Source organism: Pedobacter ginsengisoli, assembly GCF_030244015.1.
Lineage (GTDB): Bacteria > Bacteroidota > Bacteroidia > Sphingobacteriales > Sphingobacteriaceae > Pedobacter > Pedobacter ginsengisoli.
On sequence record NZ_JASSYX010000002.1, the window covers coordinates 940,135 to 964,580 of the forward strand.

Below are 24,446 nucleotides of genomic sequence, written 5' to 3' on the forward strand. Positions count from 1 at the left end.
TTTTATAGAATTACAAACACACAATGAGAATAAGGAAAAATGCAGTGATTACTGCGGTTGGTGGTTATGTTCCTGACACTGTTTTAAGCAACCATGACCTTGAAAAAATGGTTGATACAAATAGTGAATGGATTGTGGCAAGGACAGGGATAAAGGAGAGAAGAATTGTTAATGATCCAAATATAGCTACATCTGACATGGCAACTTTTGCTTTGAAAAGGTTGATGGAGGATGGTAATGTAAACCCTGATGAGATCGACTGTGTGATCGTTTCTACCTCTACGCCTGATTATGTAATGGTTTCTACTGGCAGCATGGTGTGTGAGAAGGCAGGTCTGAAAAATGCCTGGGGTATTGATACCAATGCTGCCTGCAGTGGTTTTTTATATGCGCTTACGCTTGGCGCGAGTATGATCGAAAGTGGCAGGTGCAAGAAAGTAGTGGTTATTGGCGCGGACAAAAACAGTTCTATTGTCAATTATACAGACCGCAACACTTGTATTCTTTTTGGTGACGGTGCCGGCGCGGTGATGCTGGAGCAAACGGAAGAGCCTGTTGGCTTGATGGACAGTTTTTTCAGGACGGATGGTACAGGTAAGGAAAACCTGATCGTGACTGCTGGTGGTTCTAAGTTTCCGGCTTCGCAGGCTACATTGGATGAGAAGCTGCATTATGTGCGTCAGGATGGTCGCGTGGTGTTTAAAGCGGCGATACAGGGCATGACAGATACTTGTAATGAGATATTGCAGTCCAATGATTTGCTGAGTTCTCAGATCAACTACCTGATCCCGCATCAGGCGAACCTGAGGATCATTCAGTCTGTTGGGGAGTATCTCGGGCTGTCGGGAGATCAGGTGAAGGTGAACATCGACCGTTATGGCAATACTACTGCTGCTACAATTCCTTTGGTGCTTTGGGATTTTAAAGATGATTTTAAATATGGTGATAAAATGATCCTGACTGCTTTTGGTGCTGGATTTTCCTGGGGTGCTACTTATCTGAAATGGGGTAAGCTTAGAAATTGACCGTTCTCTTCGAAGACTGGATCCTGCTGTCCTGAAAAAGGACAACAGTTCCCTATGTCTTCTCTGAGAAGGTAAATTTCCTGGGAAAGCAGGGCGCAGAAAAACCGGTAATGGTCATTAAATAAATTGATTTTAAAAAGCAATCTGAAGGGGTTGCTTTTTTTATTACATTTGCTCCTGAAATGCTGATAAAACCCATATCTATATTGCTTTTAGTGAGTTTGCTCTCTGCTAATTTGTCGGGCTTGTGGGTGTATATGGGGTTTGAGGCCAATAAAGGATATATTGCTAAGGAGCTTTGCGAGAACAGGGACAAGCCGGAGATGCATTGTAACGGGAAATGCTATTTAATGAAGAAGTTAAAGCAGGCCCAGGACAAGGAGCAAAAACAGGAGCGGCAGTCTCAGAAGTTGCAGGTTCAGGACGCGGTGGTGAGTACACCGCTGGTCTTTAAGCGGTATGCCTTTGCGGTGGTTAATCTTCATATTCCGGTTTCTACGGGAATGCCGCAAAGTATTAAGAATTCTATATTTCATCCGCCACAGGAAAATTGACGGGAAAATTGACCGTTCTCTTCGAAGACTGGATCCTGCCGTTCTGAAAAAGAACGACAGTTCCCTATGTCTTCTCTGAGAAGGTAAATTTTCTGGAAAAGTGGCCTGTAAAGCTTGCTTATGACGCTGATATTGTGCGACATGGCAGGTATAGGCAAAATGGCCTGCAGTTAGCATAGTTATATGTTTTTCTGCGGGGGAATTCTTAACTATTACTATTTTCTTAATGAATCCAATCAGATATTTAATTTTATCATTGGGTCTGGTGTTCTGCTTTATGCGGGGCCAAGCCCAGGTGCAGCCCACCTTAAGAGGCTATATTTATGATTCGCAAACCCGGCAGCCGCTGTCTGGAGCGATTGTTTCCGGTGATGATGGACAAGAGCTCGTCAGATCCGATTTAAAGGGCTATTTCTCGCTGGAAAGCGTAAGTGTCGATCAGGTGTTAAAAGTATCGCTAAAGGGCTACAAAACGCAACTGATCAAGACACTGAGTTTAGATGAGGATGCAGATAAAAATATTATCGGCGAACTGAATGTGCAGATGGAAGCAGATCCGGTAAGTTTGAATGAAGTGCGGGTGACTGGCTATAACGCAAATAAAACCAATAAAGAAACTGCTGGTGCGATTTCGCTGATCACTTCCCGGGACATCAATCGTGGTAGTGCTGTGTCTTTTCAATCGGCATTGAACGGCATTGCGGGAGTTCGTATGGATCAGAGCACGCTTTCTGAGGCACGGATTTCTATCCGCGGTAATGGTGTGCGGGCATCGTATGGCATCCGCAATGTGAAGGTCTACGTCAATGAGATTCCGGTAACGGAGGCAGATGGTACGACGAGGATCGAAGCGCTGGATGTCAACAGTATCGGCAGGGCCGAGGTGATTAAAGGGCCGGCTTCGAGTATTTACGGTGCGGGAACAGGGGGTGTGATCAATTTCCAGTTGCAGCGCTCGCCTTATCAGGAGCAAAGTATCGAGGCTTCAGGCCTTGCCGGGTCCAATGGTTTATTCAGGCTCGCTACTGCCTACCGGAGTGGTGGTGATAAGATTAATAGTTATGTATCTTATGGCTGGCAGGAATATGAAGGTTACCGTGAGCATAGCAAGGACATGCGCCGGTTCCTGACTGGTAACTTTCAGCTTTTTCCAACCGATAAGCGGATCATCACTTTATTGCTCAACAGGACTACACAGTATTCACAAATTCCGGGTTCACTGACGCTGGACCAGGTCGCCGCGAATCCGGGACAGGCCAATGCAACCAATGTGGATAAGCTGGCCGGCCGGTACCAGACCTGGACCAGAGTGGGTCTGGGACAGCAATACCGTTTTAATGACCAGTTTTCAAATACAACAAGTGTGTTCACTTATTTTTATGATCTGAACCATCCGCTCCCCTATGCTTATATCCGGAATTTTTACCAGAGTTATGGCGGGCGTACGCGGTTTAGTTACGATCCTGAGTTTTCAGTGCTGCCAACTAAATTTACATTGGGTGCAGAGTACAACCAGGGCTTGACCAAAGGCAGCCAGTATGTGAACAATCATGGGTCTGAAGGTACGATCAATTCAAATATTGATTACAGGAATACCCAGTATTCCCTTTTTTATCAATCGGAAACTGGGCTGGCTACAGGTACTTTTCTGACGCTGGGTTTGAGTTATAACAGCCTGAATTATGATGTGGAGGATTATCTGAAGCAAAATCAGAGTGGTGTGAAGAAATTTAAAGCACAGGCCAGTCCGCGTGTGGCATTAAGCCATACATTCAACGATGCACTGACTTTGCATGCGAGTGTGAGTACAGGGTTTTCTCCTCCTTCCAGCTCGGAGATAAAGAATGTAGATGGTTCTATTAATCCGGTTTTACAGGCTGAAAAAGGAACAAACTATGAATTCAATATAAAAGGGAATTTATTGGAGAGCCGTCTGGAGTATGATCTTGCCCTGTTTAAACTGGATATGAAAGGGGAATTGATCGGCCAGTTTGTGCAGCAAGGCATAACGATCTATAATAATTCCGGGAAAACCAGCCACAACGGAGCTGAGTTGTCTTTGTCTTATCTGCTATGCAAACCTGAAGATGGAAATGAGGTAGTCAGGCTAAGACCTTTTGCTGCTGTGACTTATTCTGATTTTAAATTTAAAGATTACAGAGCTTTGAATGCAAAGGGAGAAGTTTCGGCGACATTTGACGGCAATAAGCTGACAGGTATAGCGCCTTGGGTGATTAATGCCGGTATTGATCTGGAAACGAAGTGCGGTGCTTATTTTTACGGCAATTATTTCTATAGCGATCATCTTCCGCTGAATGATGCGAATTCAGTATTTAATCCTTCATATGAGGTGCTTAATGCAAAACTGGGTTATAAAAAGCTGATTCTGAGTTGCCTGGAAGCAAATGTTTATGCCGGACTGGACAATATCCTTGATAAAAGTTACAGTTCAATCGTTTCGCTCAATGCGGGTGCAACTAATGGTGGGCAGGCTCCGTATTTTAATCCTTCACCCAAGCGGAATGGTTATGGCGGTTTAAACCTGAAGTATATATTTTAAAATATTTGTGATGAAAAAATTAGTATTCATATTTATCCCTATCGTCCTGGTGCTTCTGAACAGTTGTGCCAGAAAAGAATCCAGTCCCGTCGTTCAGTTGCTGCATTCAGGAGGGATTAATTCAGTTGGCCCTTATCTGACCAAGGATAACAAAGGCAATACGGTATTGTGCTGGATGGAGCAGGATGGAAAGGATTCATTATACCGGCTGAAATATGCGGTTTATAACGGGCAGGAAGACAAGTTCGGAACTGCAGTGACGGTTCCTGGTTCTGCAGGCTGTAGTATCTCCGCGGAAAGTATGGGGAAGGTAGCTTTTAAGGCAGATGGGACAGTGATGGCAATTTACGCCAAACGCTTTCTTTCAGAGAAAAGTCCCTATGCCGGTGCCATCTATTATAGTTTTTCCTCAGATAAAGGCAAAAGCTGGTCTGATTCACAATTTTTGCATTCGGATACTGCACATGCTTATGGCAGAAGTTTCTTTGATGTGGTTACTTTGAAAGATGGCGAGCTTGCGGCAGTTTGGCTGGATGGAAGATTTGGAAAAAGCATTAAAGGTTCGGCACTGTATTTTAACAGGACTGCAAGTGGAAAGGGCTTTGGCCTGGATTCCTGCCTGGATAAGGGCACTTGTGAATGCTGCAGGACTGATCTTCTGTGTGATGAAAAGGGCAATCTCCACCTGGCTTACAGGAGCATACAATTCCCATCTGTTCTTTCTGGCAAACAAGTCAGGGACATGGTGTATAAATCATCTATAGATAATGGAAAAACTTTTAGTGAGTCCAAAGCAGTCAGCAAGGACAATTGGGAAATTGAGGGTTGTCCGCATTCAGGACCTTCTTTGGCGGTCAATGCTAATGGCGGCGCAAACGTAATTTGGTTTACTGCAGGCGGAAGTGCCGGATTGTATTATACTACTGCACCGGCCCGCGGTGCTGATTTCAGAAGCCGGACCCTGATCACTGCGACGGGCAGGCATCCGCAATTGTTATCTTTGGCTGATGGAAGGACAGTGATGGTCTGTGAGGAAATGCCGGAGTTGGCGACGGAGCATACTCCTGCCGGGGCAGCAAAGATGGATCATGGTTCCGCAATGAAGCATTCTGGCGGTGGCATGAACCATGGACCTGCAGGATCGGCAAAAATCGTCTTGAGGATGATCGCTGACGGAAAGACAGAGCAGGAGATTGCGCTGTCCGATGGGGAGCATCCCGACAATCACGCGGTACTGAAAAAGCAGGGCGATCATGTGCTTGCAGCCTGGGTGCGGGAAGGTCATTCGCGTTCGGAGATCTGTTTTGCCAGGGTTGACATAAGGGATCATCAGTCAAAAAATTTATAATTTAAAACAGCATGAGAATGAAAAATACAATTGGAGTATTACTTTTGATGATAGTCGTAATATCTTGTAAACAAGGAGAGAACTATAAAGATGTTCGTGATGAGGTCATGAAATTTCATGATGTGGTCATGGAAGATCAGGGAAAAATCGTGAGCAACCAAATGAAGCTCGATACATTGCTGCGGTCATTTAAAGCAGTGAAGCAGCAGTTTCCGGAAACGGATACTTTAAAGGAGAAAGCAGCGATCAGCGCCTTACTGAAACAGCTGACAAGTTCGGAGGAGCGCATGAATGACTGGATGCATAAATTTGAGCCTGACGTAACAGGAAAGTCTAATGAGGAGGCGGTCAGGTACTTTAAAGAAGAAAAGATTAAAATCCATAAAATTGACAGTCTTTATAAAGCCGATATTGCCGTGTCGGATGCTTATCTTACCAAATTTAAAAAGCCATGAGAATTCTGCTGATATCAATTTGCTGGATGATTTTGTTGTTGCCCGGCTGTAAAGAACCGGAACGCCTGCCTTATTTACAGGCTGATACGATCAAGATTCCTCCTTTTAAGCTGTTCAACCAGGACAGTACCATCGTAACGGAAAAAGATTTTAATGGTGTGATCTATGTAGCTGATTTCTTTTTTACTTCTTGCCCCACAATCTGTCCGGTCATGCACAGGAACCTGCTGAAGGTGTATAAAAAGTACAAAGGGAACCCGATGGTGAAAATTGCTTCTCATACGATTGATGTGAAGTATGATACGCCCTCAAGAATGAAAAAATATGCCAGTAAACTCGGTGTCGAGGGGAGGCAATGGGAATTTCTTTGGGGCACCAGGGACGAGATCTATGCTTTGGCCGAACGGAACTATATTGTTTCTGCTAAGGAAGATAAGGAGGAACCCGGTGGTTTTGTGCATGCCGGATACCTGATGCTTGTGGACAAGCAAAAGCGCCTGAGGGGTGCTTATGATGGCACATCGGATACTGATGTTAAAAAACTAATGGAAGATATGGATGTGCTGTTAAAAGAGTAATTTTAGGGCATCGTTAATTATGACCAGGGACAAGGAAGACAGCAATTCATCAAATATAGATTATACCAGGCTTGGCAGTATTCTCCATACCGGTAAGTCGCTTCAGTTGCCATCAGGCCATAATGATTCTTGTAAAACGGTGTTGATCCTTAGTCAGCACCGTTTTTACAGGCATTTGGTGATGGAGCTGGCCGAGGCGGAGATGACTAAGAATGGCAAGCTCAAAAATCCATTCAGGTCTGTTGATCCGCTGGATAAGGTATGGAAAACCAATGCAGAGGCTGAACTGAAATTTTATACAGGTGTTTCAAGGTTTAAAAATAACTATACTGAGGGAAGGGCAGAATCTGATCTGGAGGCGCTGAAGGCAATTGTAAACAATCCCCTGAAACTGGGCGTATATCTCCATGATGATAAAATCTCATCGACCATTAACGCGGGTTCGGTTGTTCCTGTCAAGATGGAATTATTGAGGCCGGATCTGTTGATCAGTGTTGATGAAAAGAAGGATGATTTTCAGATTTCAGGTAAACTTACGTTAGGGGGCCGTTCTTTTTCACTGGAAACAATCAAGATTAAATATCATTATTTTATTCAAACCGGCAATCAACTCTATCTGGTCGATAATCCTTATTTGTTGGGCGTGATTGATTTCTTTAAGCATCAAAACGATACGATTGTGATCGCGAGGCCCGAATACGAGGAATTTCAGGAGAAGATACTGTCTGTACTTGAAGGCAAGATCAAAATCAATTATTCTTATTTGAAGCAGGCTACCAAAAAGCAGCTCGTCGAACAGGGTTTTGACCTGGAAAATGAGCAGATTGTGTATTTGTCTGAATCGGAAGATTTTGTACTCATCACCCCGGTAATGCGATACGGCAGCCTGGAGATCCCGGTGATCTCCCAAAAGCAGATCAAGTCAAAAGATAAGCTGGGCAAGATGTTTACGCTCGACCGGGATGAAGAGAGAGAACTCCAGTTCATTACGGCCATTGCCAGGATGCATCCTTACTTTATGGAGCAGATGAATGAGTTTCCGGAGCAGAAGCATGCGGATTGTTTTTACATGCACCGCAAGCACTTTTTGGAAGAAGCCTGGTTTTTGGATGCTTTTGAAGCCTGGCGCAGCAAGGGAATCGCTATTCTTGGATTTAATGAACTTAAGAATAATAAACTGAGTCCGTACAAGGCCGATATTTCCATCAGCGTGATTAGCGGCATTGATTGGTTTGAGACTGCAATCAAAGTAAAGTTCAACAAACAAACGGTGTCCCTGAAGCACCTTCATAAATCGATCAGGAACAAAAGTAAGTTTGTTCAGCTGGATGACGGCACCATGGGCATTCTGCCTGATGAGTGGCTGGAGAAGTTTGAAGGTTATTTTGGCGCTGCGGAAATCAGTGACAATATGCTTCGTACGGCCAATATCAACTATGCATCTGTTGAAGAGCTTTATGACGATGACCTGCTGGACAGAGAGACGCGGGAAAGATTGACCCTTTACCGTTCCCGTCTGGCATCTTTTGAAGCAATTGAACATATAGAGGTACCTAAAGAGCTCAACGCTACACTCAGGGAGTACCAAAAACAAGGACTGAACTGGCTCAATTTCCTGGATGAATTTAATTTTGGTGCCTGCCTGGCCGATGATATGGGTCTGGGTAAAACCATACAGGTTCTGGCGTTTATTCTTTCCCAAAGGAAAAAGGTGACCCGCAATGTCAACCTGGTGGTCGTTCCTGCATCGCTGGTGTTCAACTGGGTTCAGGAGATCCGGAAATTTGCACCTTCCATAAAAGTGAAAATAATTTATGGTTCGGACCGGGCAAAAGTGGTTCATGATTTTGATCAGTATGAAGTGATATTGACGTCTTATGGTACTTTGCTATCTGACATCCGGTTTTTAAAAGATTACCGGTTCAACTACATCTTTCTGGATGAGTCGCAGACGATCAAGAACCCTGATTCGCAGCGCTATAAGGCGGTAAGGTTGCTGAGTTCCAGAAACAAGGTAGTGCTGACGGGCACACCCATTGAAAACAATACTTTCGATCTTTACGGGCAGTTGTCCTTTGCCTGCCCCGGTTTGCTGGGCAGCAAGGAACATTTTAAACGGCTTTATTCTGTGCCCATTGATCAGTTTAAAGACAGCAGACGGGCTAAGGAACTGCAAAAGCGCATCAATCCATTTGTTTTGCGGCGTACGAAGGAGCAGGTGGCTAAAGAATTGCCCGATAAAACCGAAATGGTGATCTATTGTGAAATGGGTGCCCAGCAGCGTGAGGTTTATGAGGCTGCCAAAGATGAGATCAGGGATTACCTGATGGGGACTTCTGAGGATGAGCTGGCCAAGAGCAGTATGCATGTGCTCCAGGGAATTACGAAGCTGAGGCAGATCTGTAATTCGCCGGCGATATTGAATAAGGACGTGTTTTATGGTGATGCATCAGCAAAAATGGACGTGCTGATGGAGCAGATAGAAAGCAAATCTCCGCATCATAAGATACTGGTGTTTTCCCAGTTTGTAACCATGCTCGATCTGATCAGGGAACAATTAGATACACGTTCAGTTGCCTATGCTTATCTGACCGGGCAGACAAGGGACAGGTCATCTGTAGTCGATTCTTTCCAGAACAATGCAGATGTTCGTGTGTTTTTGATCAGCCTGAAGGCAGGCGGAATTGGGTTGAACCTCACACAGGCTGATTATGTATACCTGGTAGACCCCTGGTGGAATCCAGCTGTTGAAAATCAGGCCATTGACCGGGCTTACCGAATCGGGCAGCAAAAAAATGTGATGGCCGTAAGGCTGATCTGCCCGGATACGATAGAAGAAAAGATCATGCTGATGCAGGAATCCAAGAAGGGGCTGGCCGGTGATCTGATTAAAACGGAAGAATCTATTTTTAAGTCACTTTCAAAAAAGGATCTGCTGGGTCTGCTTTGATAGCGGGATTTTAGGTTTGATAAATTTGAACCTGAAGATTAACCCATTTGCCCGATCTTGTGTTGCATCAGGTGAGCAATAGAGCTTGCCCTTAGTATTGCTTTTTCTGCCAGTGGTCCTTCAAAGTTCGTTCTGACTGTATTTTTCCAGATGTTCATCCACTGCTCAAAATGTGCTGACATCAGAGGAACTGTCTTGTTCAGCTCAATATGTTTAAGCATTGGGTTTCCACTATAGGTGATGACGTCGAAAAGGATGGTTTCCCAGAATGACACCATAGTCGGGATGTGGCTCTCTAAAACAAAACCGGCCTTTTTAAATAGCGGGCCTATTGTTTCATCGTTAAGTGCCTGGTTGTAAAAATTCTCCACCAGCAACTGTATGTCCTGTTTATCAGCGATATCTCTCATTTATTTTCCCGTATTGAGCCAAATGGTTTCCTTTCGCAAAGGTAGGGGCTAAACTGGCAATTTGTTTTTTCTTGGCCATCTTTTACAGTATTATTAAAATATGAAGTTAAAAACCCCCATATTTATAATGCAAACCTATTGTATATCATTTCAGTAAAAAAAAGAATTACGTTACAGATGCATTACCGGGAAATTTTAGATCAGCTTCGCACACATGTGTCAAATCTGTTTCAATCTCATGAGGATAAAAGGCTTGTTTATCACAACCTGGAACATACCGCACAAGTGGTTGAAAATGCGGTTAAAATAGGCAATCACTATCGGTTGCCGGATGAGGATTTTTTTATAGTAATAGCCGCATGCTGGTTTCATGATATAGGATATCTTTATGATTGCAATCAGCACGAATCAAAAGGAATAAGTCTTGCCGCAGATTTTCTTAGAGAAAAAGGCATAAATCAGGAGGTCATTGACAAAGTGAGCGGATGTATCAGGGCAACGATGATGCCTCAGCGCCCTGAAGGTCTTTTGCAGCAAATTGTTTGCGATGCAGATCTTTTTCATCTGGGTAGTGATAGTTTTAAAGAGAGGAACAAGCTAATGCGTAAAGAGGCTGAAGCCTTTTTTAACAAGAAAATTGATAAAACAGAATGGAGGGCAAAGACCATTGCCTTGTTTAAAATGCATCATTTTCATACTGATTTTTGCCGGGATCTTCTCAATGCAAAAAAAGCAGAGAATTTAGCTGAATTGGAAAGTAAATTAATAACTCAACCCAGCGTGGATATAAAAGAAAATTCTCAGGTGATAGCCACTAAGGAAATAAAAAAGAAAAAAGACGATAAACCTGAGCGTGGTGTGGAAACAATGTTCAGGATTACCTCAACCAATCATCAGCGATTGAGTGACATGGCTGATAACAAGGCACATATCATGATCTCGACCACATCGATCATCCTGTCTGTAATTCTGAGTATACTGCTTAGGAAGCTGGAGGATAATCCGCATTTAATCATTCCTACAATGATTTTATTGATCGTCTGTGTGGTTACTATGGTGTTTTCGATCCTGGCCACCAGGCCATCCATTCCCGAAGGTATATTTACACCTGATGACATTAAGGGCAGGAGGGTTAACTTATTGTTCTTCGGTAATTTCTACAGGATGAGCCTCGATGACTATCAAAATGGAATGCTAAAGATGATGGAGGACCGTGATTTCTTATATGGAAGTCTGATTAAGGATGTTTATGCTCAGGGTGTTGTACTGGGCCGCAAATACCGGTTGCTGCGTATAGCGTATAATGTGTTCATGTTTGGTATTGTTGCGTCCGTTCTTGCCTTTATTGTTGCCTCTGCTTTAGTGATGTAATGACTTTATGGAAAAAGCTGTTTTTTTTAACAGGGACTTAAGCTGGCTGGGTTTCAACGGAAGGGTGCTTATGGAGGCGGCCAGGGAAAAGGTTCCTATTTTGGAACGGATCAAATTTCTTTCTATATACTCTTCAAATCTGGATGAATTTTATCGGGTAAGAATACCTGTTTTAATGGCTGTTGATGAACATCTTGGGGTGTCTGATCTTGCCGGTAACTACGAGCTTGCCAAAATGGAGATCAACCAGCAGCTGCAGAAGTTTGGGGAGATCATATCCAGACAAATTTTACCTGCGCTGGAAGCTGAGGGAATCCACTGGATCTATAACAAACCTGTTCCGGATCTGATCTCTCCGATAGTAAATGAGCTTTTTTTTACGGAAGTGCTGGCTTATATCCATCCGGTACGCATAGAGAAAGATCTTAGCGGTTTTTTTGCTGAAAATAATAAATTGTATCAATTGGTGATACTGGAGGATCATAACGGACTGGAAAGACTTGAGCTCATTGGCATTCCTTCTGACGAAATCCCGCGTTTATATTCGGTGACGACAAAAGAAGGGCAGTATGTTTTATTTCTGGAAGATATTATAAAGCACAACTTGTCTCATTTGTTTCCGGATGATATGATCAAAGGTGTATACAATTTGAAGGTAACACGTGATGCTGAGCTGAACATTGATGAGCTGGACGGAGACGATATTGCCCTTGCTTTAGAAAAGAAACTGGAGACCCGGGATTTTGGTTTTGCGACCAGGCTGCTTTGTGAACCGGGGATTCCGCTGAGGAGCCTTTATAAAGTCGTTTATGCACTTAACCTGCAGAAAGCTTCGATAGTTGAGGGCGGGCGTTACCATAATCTAAAGGACCTGAATAATTTTCCTTTGGATGGGGCTAAATTTAGTTACCTCAGATGGCCTCCTGCTTTATCGGTGCCCGTTCCGGAAGGTGAAACGCTTTTTGATCAGCTGCTAAAAAAAGACATGCTCATCAATGTGCCCTATCAGCGTTATGATCCTGTGCTGCGGTTTTTTAATGAAGCGGCTAATGATGTTAAAGTGGAGGAGATCTATGCTACCCTTTACCGCGTCGCCAGCAATTCGAGAATCGTAAGTGCCTTGAGTACTGCGGCAAGGAATGGCAAAAAGGTCGTGGTGATGCTGGAACTTAAGGCCAGGTTTGACGAAGCGAACAACATCAAATGGGCCAAAAGGATGAAAGCTGCGGGTGTAAAGATCATTTACAGTAGTCTTGATCTTAAGGTGCACGCTAAAGTTGCGCTGGTCAAACGCAGGGTCGCGGAACAGACGCAGTACCTCGGTTTACTGGCTACAGGTAATTTTAATGAAACGACTGCAAAATTTTATACTGATCATGTTTTGCTGACGGCGCATCAGCCAATGCTCAGGGAACTCGAATTATTGTTCGGTTTTTTGAGTAAGAAAAAGAAAGTTCCGTCTTTGGAAGATCAGATCAATTTTGAGCATTTACTCGTAGCCCAGTTCAATCTTCAAAGTGGTTTCCTTGGCCTCATACAGCGTGAGATTGATCATGCCGCCAAAGGGCAGCCCGCTTCAATCACTATTAAGATGAACAATCTGGAGGAAAAGGTAATGATCTCCAAGCTGTATGAAGCTGCTCAGGCAGGTGTGAAAGTGAAATTGATCATAAGAGGCATTTGCTGTCTCGTGCCTGGTGTAGCAGGGTTGAGTGAAAATATTGAAGTGGTCAGGATAGTAGGCCGGTATCTGGAGCATGGCAGGATCTTTATATTTCATAATAATGGTCTTGAAGATGTTTTTATGGGCTCTGCAGATTGGATGAACAGAAATATTTACAGCCGGGTTGAGGTTTGTTTTCCTGTATATGATCAGGATTTGAAGCGTACCATTTTAGAAATCGTTAACTTGCAAAATGATGATGCTGCACAGCAGGCAATTTATCTATTTTTGCACGAACCGAATATTTTACAAACCTGATTGAATATGAAACGAATCTATCCCTACGGTTTAATTTCTTTAATGTTATTCGTGCTTCTTGCGACGATAGCCTGTAAAAATACCAAAAAAAAGTATACAAGCCCGGCAGGCTATGATTTCCTGAAGCCCGATAAATTCACAATGCCATCAAGTTTGCTTGAAATATCAGGAGTTACTTTTCATGACATGAATAGTGATACGGTTTATACGATACAGGATGAAGACGGTAAATTGTTCAGGCAGAAATGGGATGTCAAGAAGCAGAAGAACATGAAGTTTGCTCCTAAAGGTGATTATGAAGATCTGGCTATTTTTCACGATAGGGTGTTTGTACTGAAAAGTAATGGTACACTTTATTCATTCCCATTTTCAGAATCAATTAAGGAAGAGTCGGATCAGGTGAGGGAACGTAAGCGTGTGGTGCCAAAAGGAGAATATGAGAGCTTGTATGCCGATCCTGAAACAAGCAAGTTGTATATCCTGTGTAAAAACTGCCCTGTCGATAAAAAGAAGAAACAGGTGACGGGATATGTTTTTAATTATGATGCCTCGATAGATTCTATGGGAAGTATTGACAGTTTTAAAGTTGATCTGACTAAGCTAAAGGATATTAACGCGAGGTTGAAAACGACTGCAAGTCCCTCTGCTTTAACTAAAAATCCTGATACTAAAGAATGGTATATCCTGTCCTCAGCAAATAAATTGCTGATGGTAACGGATGAACACTGGAAGATAAGAGCGGCTCATAAACTGAATTCATCCACTTTTAACCAGCCCGAAGGAATGGCTTTTGATAAAGATCTGAACTTGTATATTTCCAATGAAGGAGACGAAATCACAGATGGAAATATAATAAAATTTAAATATGCACCGTCAGGGAAGAAATAAAAAGGCGCGTTGCTGCAGCTATTTATTGTTCAGCATTTTCCTGCTGATCTCCGGCTATGCAGAGGCCCAGTTGACGGACTCCATAGTTTCCAGGATGATATTGATTGGCGATGCCGGAGAGATGGACCTGCAGCAGGGAGGAGTGATAGGAGATGCATCCCGCAAGACCCTTCAGGGTAAGACTACGGTGTTTTATCTTGGTGATAACATTTATCCAAGGGGCATGGGGCTGCCGGGAAGTAAAGAAGAGCAGCAGACGAATGAAATCATAAAATCACAATATACTCCGTTCAGGACCTTGGGAGCACCAGTTTACTTTATCCCGGGAAATCACGACTGGGATAAAAGCGGCCCACTCGGTTTGAACAAAATCAGAAGGCAGGGTTCGTTCTTAAAAGAGCAGGGAGACAGCTTGCTGAAACTGATTCCAGATGGAGGTTGCCCCGGACCAGTTGAAATTCCTCTTGGTAAAAACCTGGTGGTCATTGCCTTTGACAGTGAATGGTGGGTATTTCCGCACAATAAAGATACTGCCGGATGTGAGTGCGGCACTAAGGATGAAGTTATTGCCAGAATGAAAGCTTTGTTTGACAAGAACAGACACAAAGTGATTGTACTGGCCTCGCACCATCCATTTCAAAGCTATGGCAACCACGGTGGTTATTATTCGTGGAAAGATCATATTTTTCCGCTTACCGCGGCAAATAAAAATTTATATATTCCTTTACCGGTGATCGGCTCATTATATCCATTGCTGAGGACGATCTTTGTTAACCCGGAAGATCTGGCACATCCGCTCTATAAGGATATGGTCAGCAGGATTGACAGTACATTTGCTAAATATCCTAACCTCATTCACGTAGCCGGACATGATCATGGTCTGCAATTTATAAAGAACGGGGACATTCAGGTAGTTAGCGGTTCGGGTGCCAAGCATAGTTTTGTAAGTAAGGGAAAGCATGCATTATACGCTTCAATACATCCCGGTTATGTAATTGTGGATCAGTTGATAAATAATTACGTTCGTTTTACTTATTATGCAAATACAGGCGGTAAATTTGAACAGGTTTTCACTTATATTAAAGAATACGATTCAAGTTCCTGATATTTGTAGAAAATTCCTATAAAGAATTATAACAATGCAAGCTATTACGCTAAATCTAAATAAGATACATGAGCCAGGAGGACATCCGATCGGCGCAGATATCAAACTCTCTCTTCATCCGTTCATCGAGTACATTCAAAGAAAAGCCAATACAGAAAAAACCAGTAAAGTCAATTTCTACCGCTATATTCTTGACCAGTTCAATCAATACCCTGAACTTAAATATCCGATTGCGCCGGAAGACGCAAATAAATATTCAGCATTGTTTGAGCTGATTCATACTTCTCTGTCTCCGATCATCAACGATGAAACACAGCAATACTGGGCCTTAAGTACCCCGATTTCTGCCTGGTTCCATTATGGAACAGATGCTTTCTATAGTGTTTTTATGGAGCCTTCTAAATGCAGCCTTAAAGCTGACCTGAGTTTGCCTTCTAAAAAGGATATGGATAAAAACATGTTGTCCGCCTTTTACAACCTGATCATGGAAAGGTTCTATAATTTTTCATTAAGCAATAATGAGTTTACCGTAAATTCTATCATCGATCCGGAGACTCATTTGCTGAAATATTACAGATTAAATGTGGATTCTCGCTTTTTAGACATTAAAACGAGCGAAAAGCTGCCCGAATACAATTTGAAAGATGTGAAAGATTACATCAAAGACGAAAGAAACACATTAAAGATACTTACCAAACTTATTCCACCTGAAATATTTACTGTTGAAGGAATATCTATCGTAACCTTGACCGATGTGACTGCCGAATACGCATTGGAAATCGTAAAAAATATAATAATTGAGCACAGTGAGTCTCAAAAAGGCGAGCATAGCAATGATATTGCTACAGCATTAAAAACATTGGTTGGTACGGATCAGGTAGAATTTGGCATGCTCCCTTATATTAAGGTGAATAAAAAACTGATGATTGATGATCAGTCGGGTTTCAAGAGCATCGTGGTCCAGCTTGCGAAAGACAAAGGTATTGACGATCATGAATACAGAAGCCTAATAGAAGATTATCTCGAAAATCCGCGTACGCTGATCTTTCCGGAGATCACCAAAGAGGAAATGGTACATTACCCAATGCTGCAGCTTTTGGGTGAAGTGGGAATCAAGTCTTATGCACTTTTTCCGCTGTATTACAACGCAAAGCTCGTAGGCTGCCTGGAATTCTATACCAAAGATGCGACTAAGTTTAACGGAAATACACTTACAAAAATAGAACGTGCCTTTCCCTTATTGGCGCAATTGTTTCAGAATATCATTATTGATTTTAATAATGATATTCAGGATATCATTACCGCTAAATTTACTGCTTTACAGCCGTCTATACAGTGGCGCTTCAACGAGGCTGCATATAACTATCTGCAGTCTGGCGCCAGGGAAAGAAATTTGCCGGTTGAGCCTATATTTTTCAGAAGCGTTTATCCGTTTTACGGAGCGGTAGATATAAAGAATTCAAGTGTACAGCGTAATGCTGCAATCAGAAGAGACCTTTATACACATTTTGGAATACTTGAAAATACGATCAACAAGATTAAAGGCATGATCGCTTTGTGCAAGGAAGAAGATATCCCTAAAGAAGAAACCATCTGGAACTATAAAAACCTGGATGAGCTTTCTGATCGGGAGATATTGAAAACGGAAGACTATCTGCAGCGGCAAATCCCTGCCTCATTAAATCTGCTGAAGGAAAACCATCCAGATCTGACAGATATTGTTGAAGAATACTTCAGACTTACCGGTGCTGAAAGTAAAGTGTTTGAGAACAGAGAACGCTATGAGAAAAGCATGCAGATGATCAACCTGGCTGTGACCCGCCACCTGGATGATTTCAATGCCGAGCTTCAGGGCGTTTATCCAAACTATTTTGAAAAATTCAGAACTGACGGTGTTGAGTTCGATATTTATATGGGACAATCTATAGCGCCTAAAAAACCTTTCACCGATAATCTGCTTGCCAGCTTCCGGTTAAAGCAATTGAGGGTTCTCGCTGAAATTGCGCAGACTACTAATAATTTAGGTCCATATTTTTCTTTACCTTTAGAAACCACACAGCTTATTTTTGTATATGATAAGCCTATTGACGTAAGTTTTAGAATTGATGAGCAAAGATTTGACGTAGAGGGCAGTTATAATATCCGTTATCAAATGGTGAAGAAGCGGATTGACAAAGCTCATATTAAAGATACTGAAGACCGTTTGACCCAGCCGGGTAAAATCGCGATTGTGTATTTTAACAGTTCAGAAGCGAAAGAGTATTTGGGGTACATTAAAAAACTTCAAAATCAAGGTTTACTGACCAATGATCTGGAATATCTCGAAATAGAAGAATTACAAGGTGTGGAAGGACTAAAGGCCCTTAGAGTGGGTGTAAGTTTAAAAAGATCACTGAATTAATATGCGCTTAAAGAACCTGCTCGGTTTATCTCTTCTTGTTTTAACAATCCCGGCCTTTGCGCAGAAAGCAAATACAGGTGATTCTATAACCGTGGTTATGGGTCCCGAGTATGATAAAGTGAGCAGTTTGCACAGGTTCTGGCTTGGTGAAAGCTACCGAAAGATCTGGGCTACTCCGGTAAAAGTCCGGATTATTGATCTTCAGAAAGAACGTGGCGGTTTTAAAATTGTTAAACTTGGTGGGGGTATGCAGACGCGTTCCCTGCGCCTCGAAGATTCTACGGGAAAAGAGTGGGCTTTAAGAACCATTCAAAAATATCCTGAGCAGGGATTACCAGAAAGTTTGAAACCCACCATCGCCAAAGATATCGTACAGGACCAGGTTTCTACCAATCATCCTTTTGGAGCGCTTATCGTGCCTCCTTTGGCTGAAGCATTGGGTATTCCACATTCCAAACCTGAGATTGTTTATGTAGGTGACGATCCTGCGCTGGGGGAGTACCGTAAGGATTTTGCGAACGCAGCATACCTGCTGGAACCGCGTTCTCCGTTTGAAGAAGAGACCGATAATACCATTAAGGTTCAGCGAAAAATCCAGGAAGACAACGATACCCGTGCAGATCAGAAACTAACCCTTAGAGCCAGACTGCTTGATTTTGTGCTTGGAGACTGGGACAGACATGAAGACAACTGGCGCTGGCTTCCCCGAAAACAAAAGGGAGAAACGACCTATATACCTGTACCCCGGGACAGAGATAAGGTGTTTTACAAGACTTCCGGTGTATTTCCATGGATACTTAACCATCAATGGCTGAAATCTCATTTACAACCTTATAGCGGGACAATCCGGGATGTAAACCACTGGAATTTCAACGAAAGATATTTTGACAGGTACTTTTTAAATGAATTAAGTGAGCAGGACTGGAAGGATGAGATAAAATATGTCCAGGATAAACTGCAGCCGGAACTCATCAACAGGGCTTTTAGACACATGCCTGATACCATATTCAAACTTAGCGGTGAAGAGCTGATCAAGTTTTTCACTTCCAGAAGAAATAAATTAGACACACTGGCCCTGCAATATTATAAATTCCTGTCCATAAATGTCGATGTTCCGGCTTCTGATAAAAAAGAGTTTTTTGATGTCAGTAACCTTGAAAACGGGGATGTGGAGATCACGGTATCCAACATCAATAAAGAAGGAAAGAAAGGCAGGCAGGTCTATCACCGGATATTTGATCCTGAGGTAACAAAAGAAGTCAGACTGTATGGAATGGCAGGTGAAGATGTTTTCTCTGTCTCAGGAAAAGGAAGCGCTGATATAAAAGTCAGGATGGTAGGCGGAGACAGTGCTGACAAATTTGAAGTTGCCAAAGACGTGCACAACAAACCTTATGTATACGACCGTTCAGATGAAAAGAATGAATTTCCTGCAGGATCGGATGCCCGCTTAAGGCTGGCAAAAGATACACTCGTGAATAAGTTTGACGGGAATGCTTTTCTTTACGATAGATCGGGTCCGTTATTTAGTTTAAACTATAACATTGATCAGGGATTTCAGGTAGGGGCCGGATACATCTATGAGACACAGGCCTTCAGGAAAAAACCTTTCGGTATCAAACACGAGTTTTGGGCAAACTATACCACAGGCAGAAGGTCGTTTATTTTAGATTACCGCGGAGAGTTCAAGAAAGCAGTTGGCGGCAATGACTTAATTGTACATGGCAATATGCTGGGGCCAAATAATTTGAGTAATTTTTTTGGTATCGGGAACAATACCAAATATTTAAAGCTTGACGATGAGGACGAAGAATTGCTGGGCAGAGAAGACGGTATTTCCTACTACAGAAACCACTATAATTATCTAAACGCAGACATAAAGCTAAGCAGAAGCATGAGCAAACATCTCGTCATAGAAGGAGGGATCCTGGCTTCCTGGTATACCAGTACCGTTTCAGGCAACGAGGAGCGGTTTTTCAATGATTACAATGCTTTGCATCCCCAAGAAGAGATCTTCTCTGATAAGTATTACGGTGGCCTGGTGGCCGGCTGGACTTATGACCGGAGAGACAATATCCCTATCCCGAAAAAGGGATTGTACTGGAAAACTCAATTCATTGCGCAGCAGCGGCTTGACAAAACAAATGACCGCTATGGCTCCGTGACGACTGAATTCCGGTTTTACCTGAATCCAGCAAATTCGGGACTGGTAATAGCCAACAGGATAGGTGCAGGTACGGTTATCGGGAAACCAACATTCTTTCAAAGGATGCAAATTGGCGGCGTAAATAGTCTCAGGGGCTTTAACAGCAGACGTTTTACCGGCACTACAATGGCATATCATAACCTGGATCTCAGGTTAAAGCTATTTAATTTTACTTCCTACCTGGTTCCCGGTACTGTTGGGATGATCGGTTTTCACGATACCGGCAGGGTATGGGAAAAAGGGGAGTCATCTGCAAGGTGGCACCATGGTTATGGCGGTGGATTATACGTAATACCAGGGGAAGTATTGCTGATACAAGCTGCTGTTGGCTTCTCCAGAGAAGCAACCATGCCGTATATATCTATTGGATTTAATTTCTAAAGGTTACTCAGCCTCTTTATCTACAAAAAGCCTGATCTCGTGATCTGAGATGGTGATCAGCCTGTCCTTGTATAGTCCGCCGATTACCTTTTTGAAAGCATTTTTGCTGAGCTTGAACCGGTCGTATATGTCATCAGGTGCGCTTTTATCACCCAGGGCAATGACACCTCCCGATTCCTTCAATTCTTCCAGTAAGGCATCCTTATTGTCCAGAATATGACCATATCCCATGGGTTGGAGGCTTAAATCGATCTTACCTTCCACACGGATCTTTTTAACCCAGCCCTTTCGCACTTCACCAGGATTCAAAATGTCAAATAACTCATTGGTATAAAGAAGCCCGATATATTTGTTATCGATGATCGCATTGTAGCCCAGATCAGACCTGTCTGCAATGAGCAAACTTACTTCATCACCTTCTTCAAGGTCGATTTCATGTTCTTCCACAAAATTGAGCAATTTGGAGGACGCAATCATTCGGTTATTGCTGGTGTCAAGGAAAACATAAACCACATGGCTGTCGCCTTTAAACATCGGACGTTTTTGCTCTCTGGCCGGTACAAAAATATCTTTATCCAATCCCAGGTCCATAAAAGCACCATCTTCACTGTCATCAACAACTGTCAGGTAAGCAAAATCGCCTACACAGGCCAATGGTCTTTTGGTTGTTGCTATTAGTCTGCTTTCTTTGTTGGCATAGACAAATACACTTACATTGTCACCCACCTCCGTGTTTTTAGGCACCTCAGTATAAGGAAGCAAAGCTTCATCTTCTCCGTCTGTTAAAACCAGGCCTAAATCCGTTTTAGTTATAATTCTTAGATCGTTATATTGTCCTATTGCTATCATGATGGTAAATTTAGCCATTCCTGCATTGCAGGAATGGCTTTAAGTCATTAGTATTTGCAAAGGTACTAAACTGCCCTTAGATTAAATCTTTATAATGCGATCCTGTGGTTGTTATATTGCATAAACTATATGGTGGTAGTCCAAAAAGGATTTCCAGTTTGATGACTATGTTGTGAGGAATCTCTTTTTTGACATCGAGAGGTATATTTGAATAATTGTTGAAGGTATTTATACTCTTCCCTATTATTTTCGGAATTAACTTTATCAATTTAGCATGCTCACCTTTGGTCAGCTGATCCATCATTTCCTGGATCCTGTATTTTTTCTTGACTGCGTTATTTAAACTCATAAAATAAAATCTCAATTTTTTTAAAATGTAAATAATAAATTAATTTATCAGGCCTGTAAGTGTAAGTTTATACAGAAAATGTGATATAACATTAATAAATTACTGAAAAAAATCAATTTTTTATGAAAAATAATTGCTTAAACCGTTTAGCACGCACCAAATTTGCAGCAATTTTACTTCGGTAACCGGTAGTGCAATAAAATACCAGGCGTTGAACAGCCGGTATTTCTGTTAGTCTGTCCGCAAGTTCATATAAGGGTATATTTAGTCCGCCTATATTGGATTCCTCATATTCATAGGCTTCCCTGACATCAATTAACAGAAAATCTTCATGACGATCCCGCCAGCTTTTAAGATCATCTAATGTAATGCCCTCAAATACCGGGCTCATGTTTGCCTGACGATCTAATTTATCCTGCTTCTGCAGATTGAAAATCCTAACATCATTGTTCAGCGCATCAATCGTCATCAATTTGCCTGACAACGTTTCACCAAAACCTGCAATCAGCTTGATGGTCTCATTGGCCATATAGGTCCCCACAATTCCCGGTAAAGTACCTATGACCCCACTTTCTCCACAATTTGGAACATCCTCTGCCAATGGGGGTTCAGGATAGAGGCTGCGGTAGTCCGGCCCACCCATAAAATTGAATACCGAAACCTGTCCTTCAAACTTAAACAGTGAACCAAAGACAAGCGGCTGTCCCAGTTTCACGCAGGTATCATTCACCAAATACCGGGTAGGAAAGTTATCAGATCCGTCGACTACGAGATCATACCTTCCAATTATAGTTGCTGCGTTATCAACTGTGAGTTTAAACGGAAAACTGTTAAAACTAATGTGAGGATTGAGCAATTGAAGCTTAGCCACTGCTGTTTCCGCCTTGTTCTTTCCGATATCACTGGTATTGTAAAGGATCTGCCGCTGCAAATTACTTTCATCAACCAGATCATGGTCAATGACTCCAATGTGGCCAATACCTGCAGCAGAGAGATAAAGCAGTACAGGACAGCCCAATCCGCCGGCACCTATGACTAAAACAGATGCAGCTTTTAGTTTCTGCTGCCCCTCAATTCCCAGTTCAGGAAGCAGCATTTGACGGTCATATCGTTTTAATTCTGAACTATTCATGTTATACTTTAGTCAGGCTCAGGTCCCAGTCCTTCCACACAGGTTCGTAGCCCTGAGCAGAGATCATCTGAGCAATTTCAGCCGCACTTCTTTCGTCAGAGATCTCAAATTGTTCCAGCGATTGTGGCTCAACTGCATATCCGCCGGGATTTGTTTTGGAACCTGCACTTATAGAAGTGATGCCTAATTTTATAATATTATTTCTGAAAGATACGGATTCGCGGGTAGAAATGGACAATTCTATCTCCTGATTAAAGATTCGGTAAGCACAGATCAGCTGGACAAGTTCCCTGTCATTCATGACCACCTTGGGTTCCAGCCCGCCGCTGAAAGGACGCAGTCTTGGAAAGGAGATGCTGTATTTGCTTTGCCAGTAGCGTTTTTCCAGATAGGAGAGGTGCAGCGCTGTAAAGAAAGAATCAGTACGCCAGTCTTCCAGACCAATCAGCACACCGAGACCCATTTTATGTATTCCGGCCTGACCGAGCCGGTCCGGCGTCTCCAACCTGTATTGGAAGTTTGATTTTTTACCTTTCGGATGGTGTTTTTTATAATCTTCCTCATGGTAAGTTTCCTGGTAAACCAGAACTGTGTTGAGACCGTAAGGAGTAAGTTCCTGATAATCCTCCAGATCCAATGGCTGAACTTCCATAGAAATGTGTGCGAAATGTGGTTTGATCAAATCAAGCGTTTTCTTGAAGTAATCTGTGTGAACCGACTGATTGGCTTCCCCGGTCACCAGTAAAACATGGTCATAGCCCATGCCTTTTATTGCAGCAACCTCCTCCATGATCTCTATAGAAGATAAGGTTTTGCGGCGCACCTTATTGTCATAGCTGAATCCGCAGTACGTACAAATGTTATTGCACTCATTGGAAAGGTACATCGGCACATACATCTGGATCACCTTTCCAAAACGCTTCCGGGTCAATTGCTGGCTGATCTGTGCCATTTGTTCCAGATAAGGCGCGGCGGCGGGGGAGATGAGTGCCTTAAAATCCTCGAGAGATCCAGAACCAGCATTTAACGCATGTTCCACGTCTTTACGGGTTTTATTAAGGATACTTTGACTAACCTCCTGCCAGTCATATTGCCTGAATATGTCGGTGAAACTGCTCATAGGGGTATTAATAAATTTGTTCATCAAGAAAAGAAGTGAGCGGACTGCTTGCTACAGCTTCAGCATGTACAGCTCCAAGTCTGGCTTCAAAAGCCATCCTGCCAGCTTCAACCGCGATCTTAAATGCTTTCGCCATTTTTACCGGATCGCCTGCGATAGCAATGGCTGTATTTACCAAAACCGCATCCGCACCAATTTCCATAGCCCATGCAGCATCAGAGGGCGAGCCAATACCGGCATCAATGATCACCGGAACATTGCTTTGACTGATAATGATTCCCAGAAAATCTATAGTTTTGAGCCCTTTGTTGCTGCCGATAGGAGATCCAAGCGGCATTACAGCAGACGTACCCACATCTTCCAGACGTTTACAGAGCACCGGATCTGCATGAATATAGGGTAAGACCACAAAACCCAGCTTAGCCAGCTCCTCTGTAGCCAGTAAGGTCTCTATAGGATCAGGCATCAGGTATTTAGGATCAGGATGTATTTCCAGTTTGATCCAATTGGTCTCCAGCGCTTCTCTTGCCATTTGCGCCGCAAAAACTGCTTCTTTCGCATTGCGGACACCAGAGGTGTTTGGCAATAAACTGATATGCGGATGTTTTAATTTCAATAAGATGTCATCATCATCATTCTTCAGTTCCACCCGTTTTAAAGCCACCGTGACCAGTTCGGAAGCCGATGCTACAAGGGCGGCTTCCATTTCCACTGAAGAACTGAATTTTCCCGTCCCGGTAAACAACCGGGAATGAAAAGTTTTATCTGCTATTTTCAACATAA

General features: G+C 42.8%; 19 protein-coding genes. 13 read left to right on the forward strand and 6 right to left on the reverse strand.

Annotated features, from left to right (window positions below; translation table 11 throughout):
• Positions 1-23 precede the first annotated feature (23 nt).
• The 7 genes from QEP08_RS11180 (at position 24) to QEP08_RS11210 (ending at position 9,470) form a co-directional block, all read left to right on the forward strand.
• Positions 24-1,025 carry a beta-ketoacyl-ACP synthase III gene (locus tag QEP08_RS11180; RefSeq protein ID WP_285057978.1) on the forward strand — a complete coding sequence of 334 codons (1,002 nt, stop codon included), beginning with the start codon at positions 24-26 and terminating at the stop codon, positions 1,023-1,025.
• A gap of 215 nt (positions 1,026-1,240) precedes the next feature.
• Positions 1,241-1,579, forward strand: a complete 339-nt coding sequence (locus QEP08_RS11185) for a hypothetical protein (protein WP_285057981.1) — start codon at positions 1,241-1,243, stop codon at positions 1,577-1,579.
• 226 nt (positions 1,580-1,805) lie between these two features.
• Positions 1,806-4,139 carry a TonB-dependent receptor domain-containing protein gene (locus tag QEP08_RS11190; protein WP_285057983.1) on the forward strand — a complete coding sequence of 778 codons (2,334 nt, stop codon included), beginning with the start codon at positions 1,806-1,808 and terminating at the stop codon, positions 4,137-4,139.
• A 10-nt stretch (positions 4,140-4,149) separates the two neighbouring features.
• A complete protein-coding gene (locus tag QEP08_RS11195; RefSeq protein WP_285057986.1) occupies positions 4,150-5,487 on the forward strand; it encodes a sialidase family protein in 1,338 nt (445 codons plus the stop codon).
• A 17-nt stretch (positions 5,488-5,504) separates the two neighbouring features.
• Positions 5,505-5,942, forward strand: coding sequence for a hypothetical protein (locus QEP08_RS11200; RefSeq protein ID WP_285057988.1), 438 nt, complete (start codon positions 5,505-5,507; stop codon positions 5,940-5,942).
• On the forward strand, positions 5,939-6,520 hold the full coding sequence (locus tag QEP08_RS11205; protein ID WP_285057991.1) for an SCO family protein: 582 nt from the start codon (positions 5,939-5,941) through the stop codon (positions 6,518-6,520). Before QEP08_RS11200 ends, QEP08_RS11205 begins: the two co-directional genes overlap by 4 nt.
• 19 nt (positions 6,521-6,539) lie before the next feature.
• Complete coding sequence (locus QEP08_RS11210; protein ID WP_285057994.1) at positions 6,540-9,470, forward strand: DEAD/DEAH box helicase; 2,931 nt, start codon at positions 6,540-6,542, stop codon at positions 9,468-9,470.
• 38 nt (positions 9,471-9,508) lie between these two features.
• Here the strand turns inward: QEP08_RS11210 and QEP08_RS11215 are convergent, their stop codons facing one another.
• Positions 9,509-9,880: a group III truncated hemoglobin gene (locus tag QEP08_RS11215; protein WP_285057996.1), complete on the reverse strand. Its 372-nt coding sequence runs from the start codon at positions 9,878-9,880 to the stop codon at positions 9,509-9,511.
• A gap of 177 nt (positions 9,881-10,057) precedes the next feature.
• On the opposite strand from QEP08_RS11215, the gene QEP08_RS11220 reads away from it, so the two are divergent.
• Genes QEP08_RS11220 through QEP08_RS11245 form a run of 6 tightly spaced genes read left to right on the forward strand, consistent with a single transcriptional unit; the run spans position 10,058 to position 20,213 of the window.
• The gene (locus tag QEP08_RS11220; protein ID WP_285057998.1) at positions 10,058-11,251 is read left to right on the forward strand and encodes a Pycsar system effector family protein; all 1,194 of its coding nucleotides are present in this window, start codon (positions 10,058-10,060) and stop codon (positions 11,249-11,251) included.
• Between the two features lie 7 nt (positions 11,252-11,258).
• Positions 11,259-13,232: a polyphosphate kinase 1 gene (gene ppk1 / locus QEP08_RS11225; protein ID WP_285058000.1), complete on the forward strand. Its 1,974-nt coding sequence runs from the start codon at positions 11,259-11,261 to the stop codon at positions 13,230-13,232.
• 6 nt (positions 13,233-13,238) lie between these two features.
• Positions 13,239-14,120 carry an SdiA-regulated domain-containing protein gene (locus tag QEP08_RS11230; RefSeq protein ID WP_285058001.1) on the forward strand — a complete coding sequence of 294 codons (882 nt, stop codon included), beginning with the start codon at positions 13,239-13,241 and terminating at the stop codon, positions 14,118-14,120.
• Positions 14,098-15,225 (forward strand): metallophosphoesterase, encoded by a 1,128-nt coding sequence (locus QEP08_RS11235; RefSeq protein WP_285058003.1) that lies wholly within the window; start codon positions 14,098-14,100, stop codon positions 15,223-15,225. Before QEP08_RS11230 ends, QEP08_RS11235 begins: the two co-directional genes overlap by 23 nt.
• A 34-nt stretch (positions 15,226-15,259) precedes the next feature.
• Complete coding sequence (locus tag QEP08_RS11240) at positions 15,260-17,626, forward strand: GAF domain-containing protein (RefSeq protein WP_285058005.1); 2,367 nt, start codon at positions 15,260-15,262, stop codon at positions 17,624-17,626.
• Position 17,627: 1 nt separating this feature from the next.
• Positions 17,628-20,213, forward strand: coding sequence for a BamA/TamA family outer membrane protein (locus tag QEP08_RS11245; RefSeq protein WP_285058008.1), 2,586 nt, complete (start codon positions 17,628-17,630; stop codon positions 20,211-20,213).
• 3 nt (positions 20,214-20,216) lie between these two features.
• Here the strand turns inward: QEP08_RS11245 and QEP08_RS11250 are convergent, their stop codons facing one another.
• From QEP08_RS11250 to QEP08_RS11270, 5 genes are all read right to left on the reverse strand, one after another.
• Positions 20,217-21,062, reverse strand: coding sequence for a CvfB family protein (locus QEP08_RS11250; RefSeq protein WP_285058011.1), 846 nt, complete (start codon positions 21,060-21,062; stop codon positions 20,217-20,219).
• A gap of 76 nt (positions 21,063-21,138) precedes the next feature.
• Positions 21,139-21,411 (reverse strand): hypothetical protein, encoded by a 273-nt coding sequence (locus QEP08_RS11255; protein WP_285058013.1) that lies wholly within the window; start codon positions 21,409-21,411, stop codon positions 21,139-21,141.
• A gap of 112 nt (positions 21,412-21,523) precedes the next feature.
• Positions 21,524-22,543 (reverse strand): HesA/MoeB/ThiF family protein, encoded by a 1,020-nt coding sequence (gene moeB, locus QEP08_RS11260; RefSeq protein WP_285058015.1) that lies wholly within the window; start codon positions 22,541-22,543, stop codon positions 21,524-21,526.
• Position 22,544: 1 nt separating this feature from the next.
• Entirely contained in the window at positions 22,545-23,663 is a 1,119-nt protein-coding gene (thiH, locus tag QEP08_RS11265; RefSeq protein ID WP_285058017.1) for a 2-iminoacetate synthase ThiH, read from the reverse strand.
• Between the two features lie 7 nt (positions 23,664-23,670).
• Entirely contained in the window at positions 23,671-24,444 is a 774-nt protein-coding gene (locus tag QEP08_RS11270; protein ID WP_285058019.1) for a thiazole synthase, read from the reverse strand.
• Positions 24,445-24,446 lie beyond the last annotated feature (2 nt).

Excerpts from the sequence above, each read along its gene's own strand:
- QEP08_RS11180 (WP_285057978.1), top strand. The coding sequence starts at position 24 with ATGAGAATAAGGAAAAATGCAGTGATTACTGCGGTTGGTGGTTATGTT.
- thiH (WP_285058017.1), bottom strand. The coding sequence starts at position 23,663 with ATGAGCAGTTTCACCGACATATTCAGGCAATATGACTGGCAGGAGGTT.
- QEP08_RS11240 (WP_285058005.1), top strand. The coding sequence starts at position 15,260 with ATGCAAGCTATTACGCTAAATCTAAATAAGATACATGAGCCAGGAGGA.
- QEP08_RS11190 (WP_285057983.1), top strand. The coding sequence starts at position 1,806 with ATGAATCCAATCAGATATTTAATTTTATCATTGGGTCTGGTGTTCTGC.
- QEP08_RS11210 (WP_285057994.1), top strand. The coding sequence starts at position 6,540 with ATGACCAGGGACAAGGAAGACAGCAATTCATCAAATATAGATTATACC.
- QEP08_RS11270 (WP_285058019.1), bottom strand. The coding sequence starts at position 24,444 with ATGTTGAAAATAGCAGATAAAACTTTTCATTCCCGGTTGTTTACCGGG.
- QEP08_RS11245 (WP_285058008.1), top strand. The coding sequence starts at position 17,628 with ATGCGCTTAAAGAACCTGCTCGGTTTATCTCTTCTTGTTTTAACAATC.
- QEP08_RS11230 (WP_285058001.1), top strand. The coding sequence starts at position 13,239 with ATGAAACGAATCTATCCCTACGGTTTAATTTCTTTAATGTTATTCGTG.
- QEP08_RS11215 (WP_285057996.1), bottom strand. The coding sequence starts at position 9,880 with ATGAGAGATATCGCTGATAAACAGGACATACAGTTGCTGGTGGAGAAT.
- QEP08_RS11205 (WP_285057991.1), top strand. The coding sequence starts at position 5,939 with ATGAGAATTCTGCTGATATCAATTTGCTGGATGATTTTGTTGTTGCCC.
- QEP08_RS11255 (WP_285058013.1), bottom strand. The coding sequence starts at position 21,411 with ATGAGTTTAAATAACGCAGTCAAGAAAAAATACAGGATCCAGGAAATG.
- QEP08_RS11195 (WP_285057986.1), top strand. The coding sequence starts at position 4,150 with ATGAAAAAATTAGTATTCATATTTATCCCTATCGTCCTGGTGCTTCTG.
- ppk1 (WP_285058000.1), top strand. The coding sequence starts at position 11,259 with ATGGAAAAAGCTGTTTTTTTTAACAGGGACTTAAGCTGGCTGGGTTTC.
- QEP08_RS11220 (WP_285057998.1), top strand. The coding sequence starts at position 10,058 with ATGCATTACCGGGAAATTTTAGATCAGCTTCGCACACATGTGTCAAAT.
- QEP08_RS11235 (WP_285058003.1), top strand. The coding sequence starts at position 14,098 with ATGCACCGTCAGGGAAGAAATAAAAAGGCGCGTTGCTGCAGCTATTTA.
- moeB (WP_285058015.1), bottom strand. The coding sequence starts at position 22,543 with ATGAATAGTTCAGAATTAAAACGATATGACCGTCAAATGCTGCTTCCT.
- QEP08_RS11250 (WP_285058011.1), bottom strand. The coding sequence starts at position 21,062 with ATGATAGCAATAGGACAATATAACGATCTAAGAATTATAACTAAAACG.
- QEP08_RS11200 (WP_285057988.1), top strand. The coding sequence starts at position 5,505 with ATGAAAAATACAATTGGAGTATTACTTTTGATGATAGTCGTAATATCT.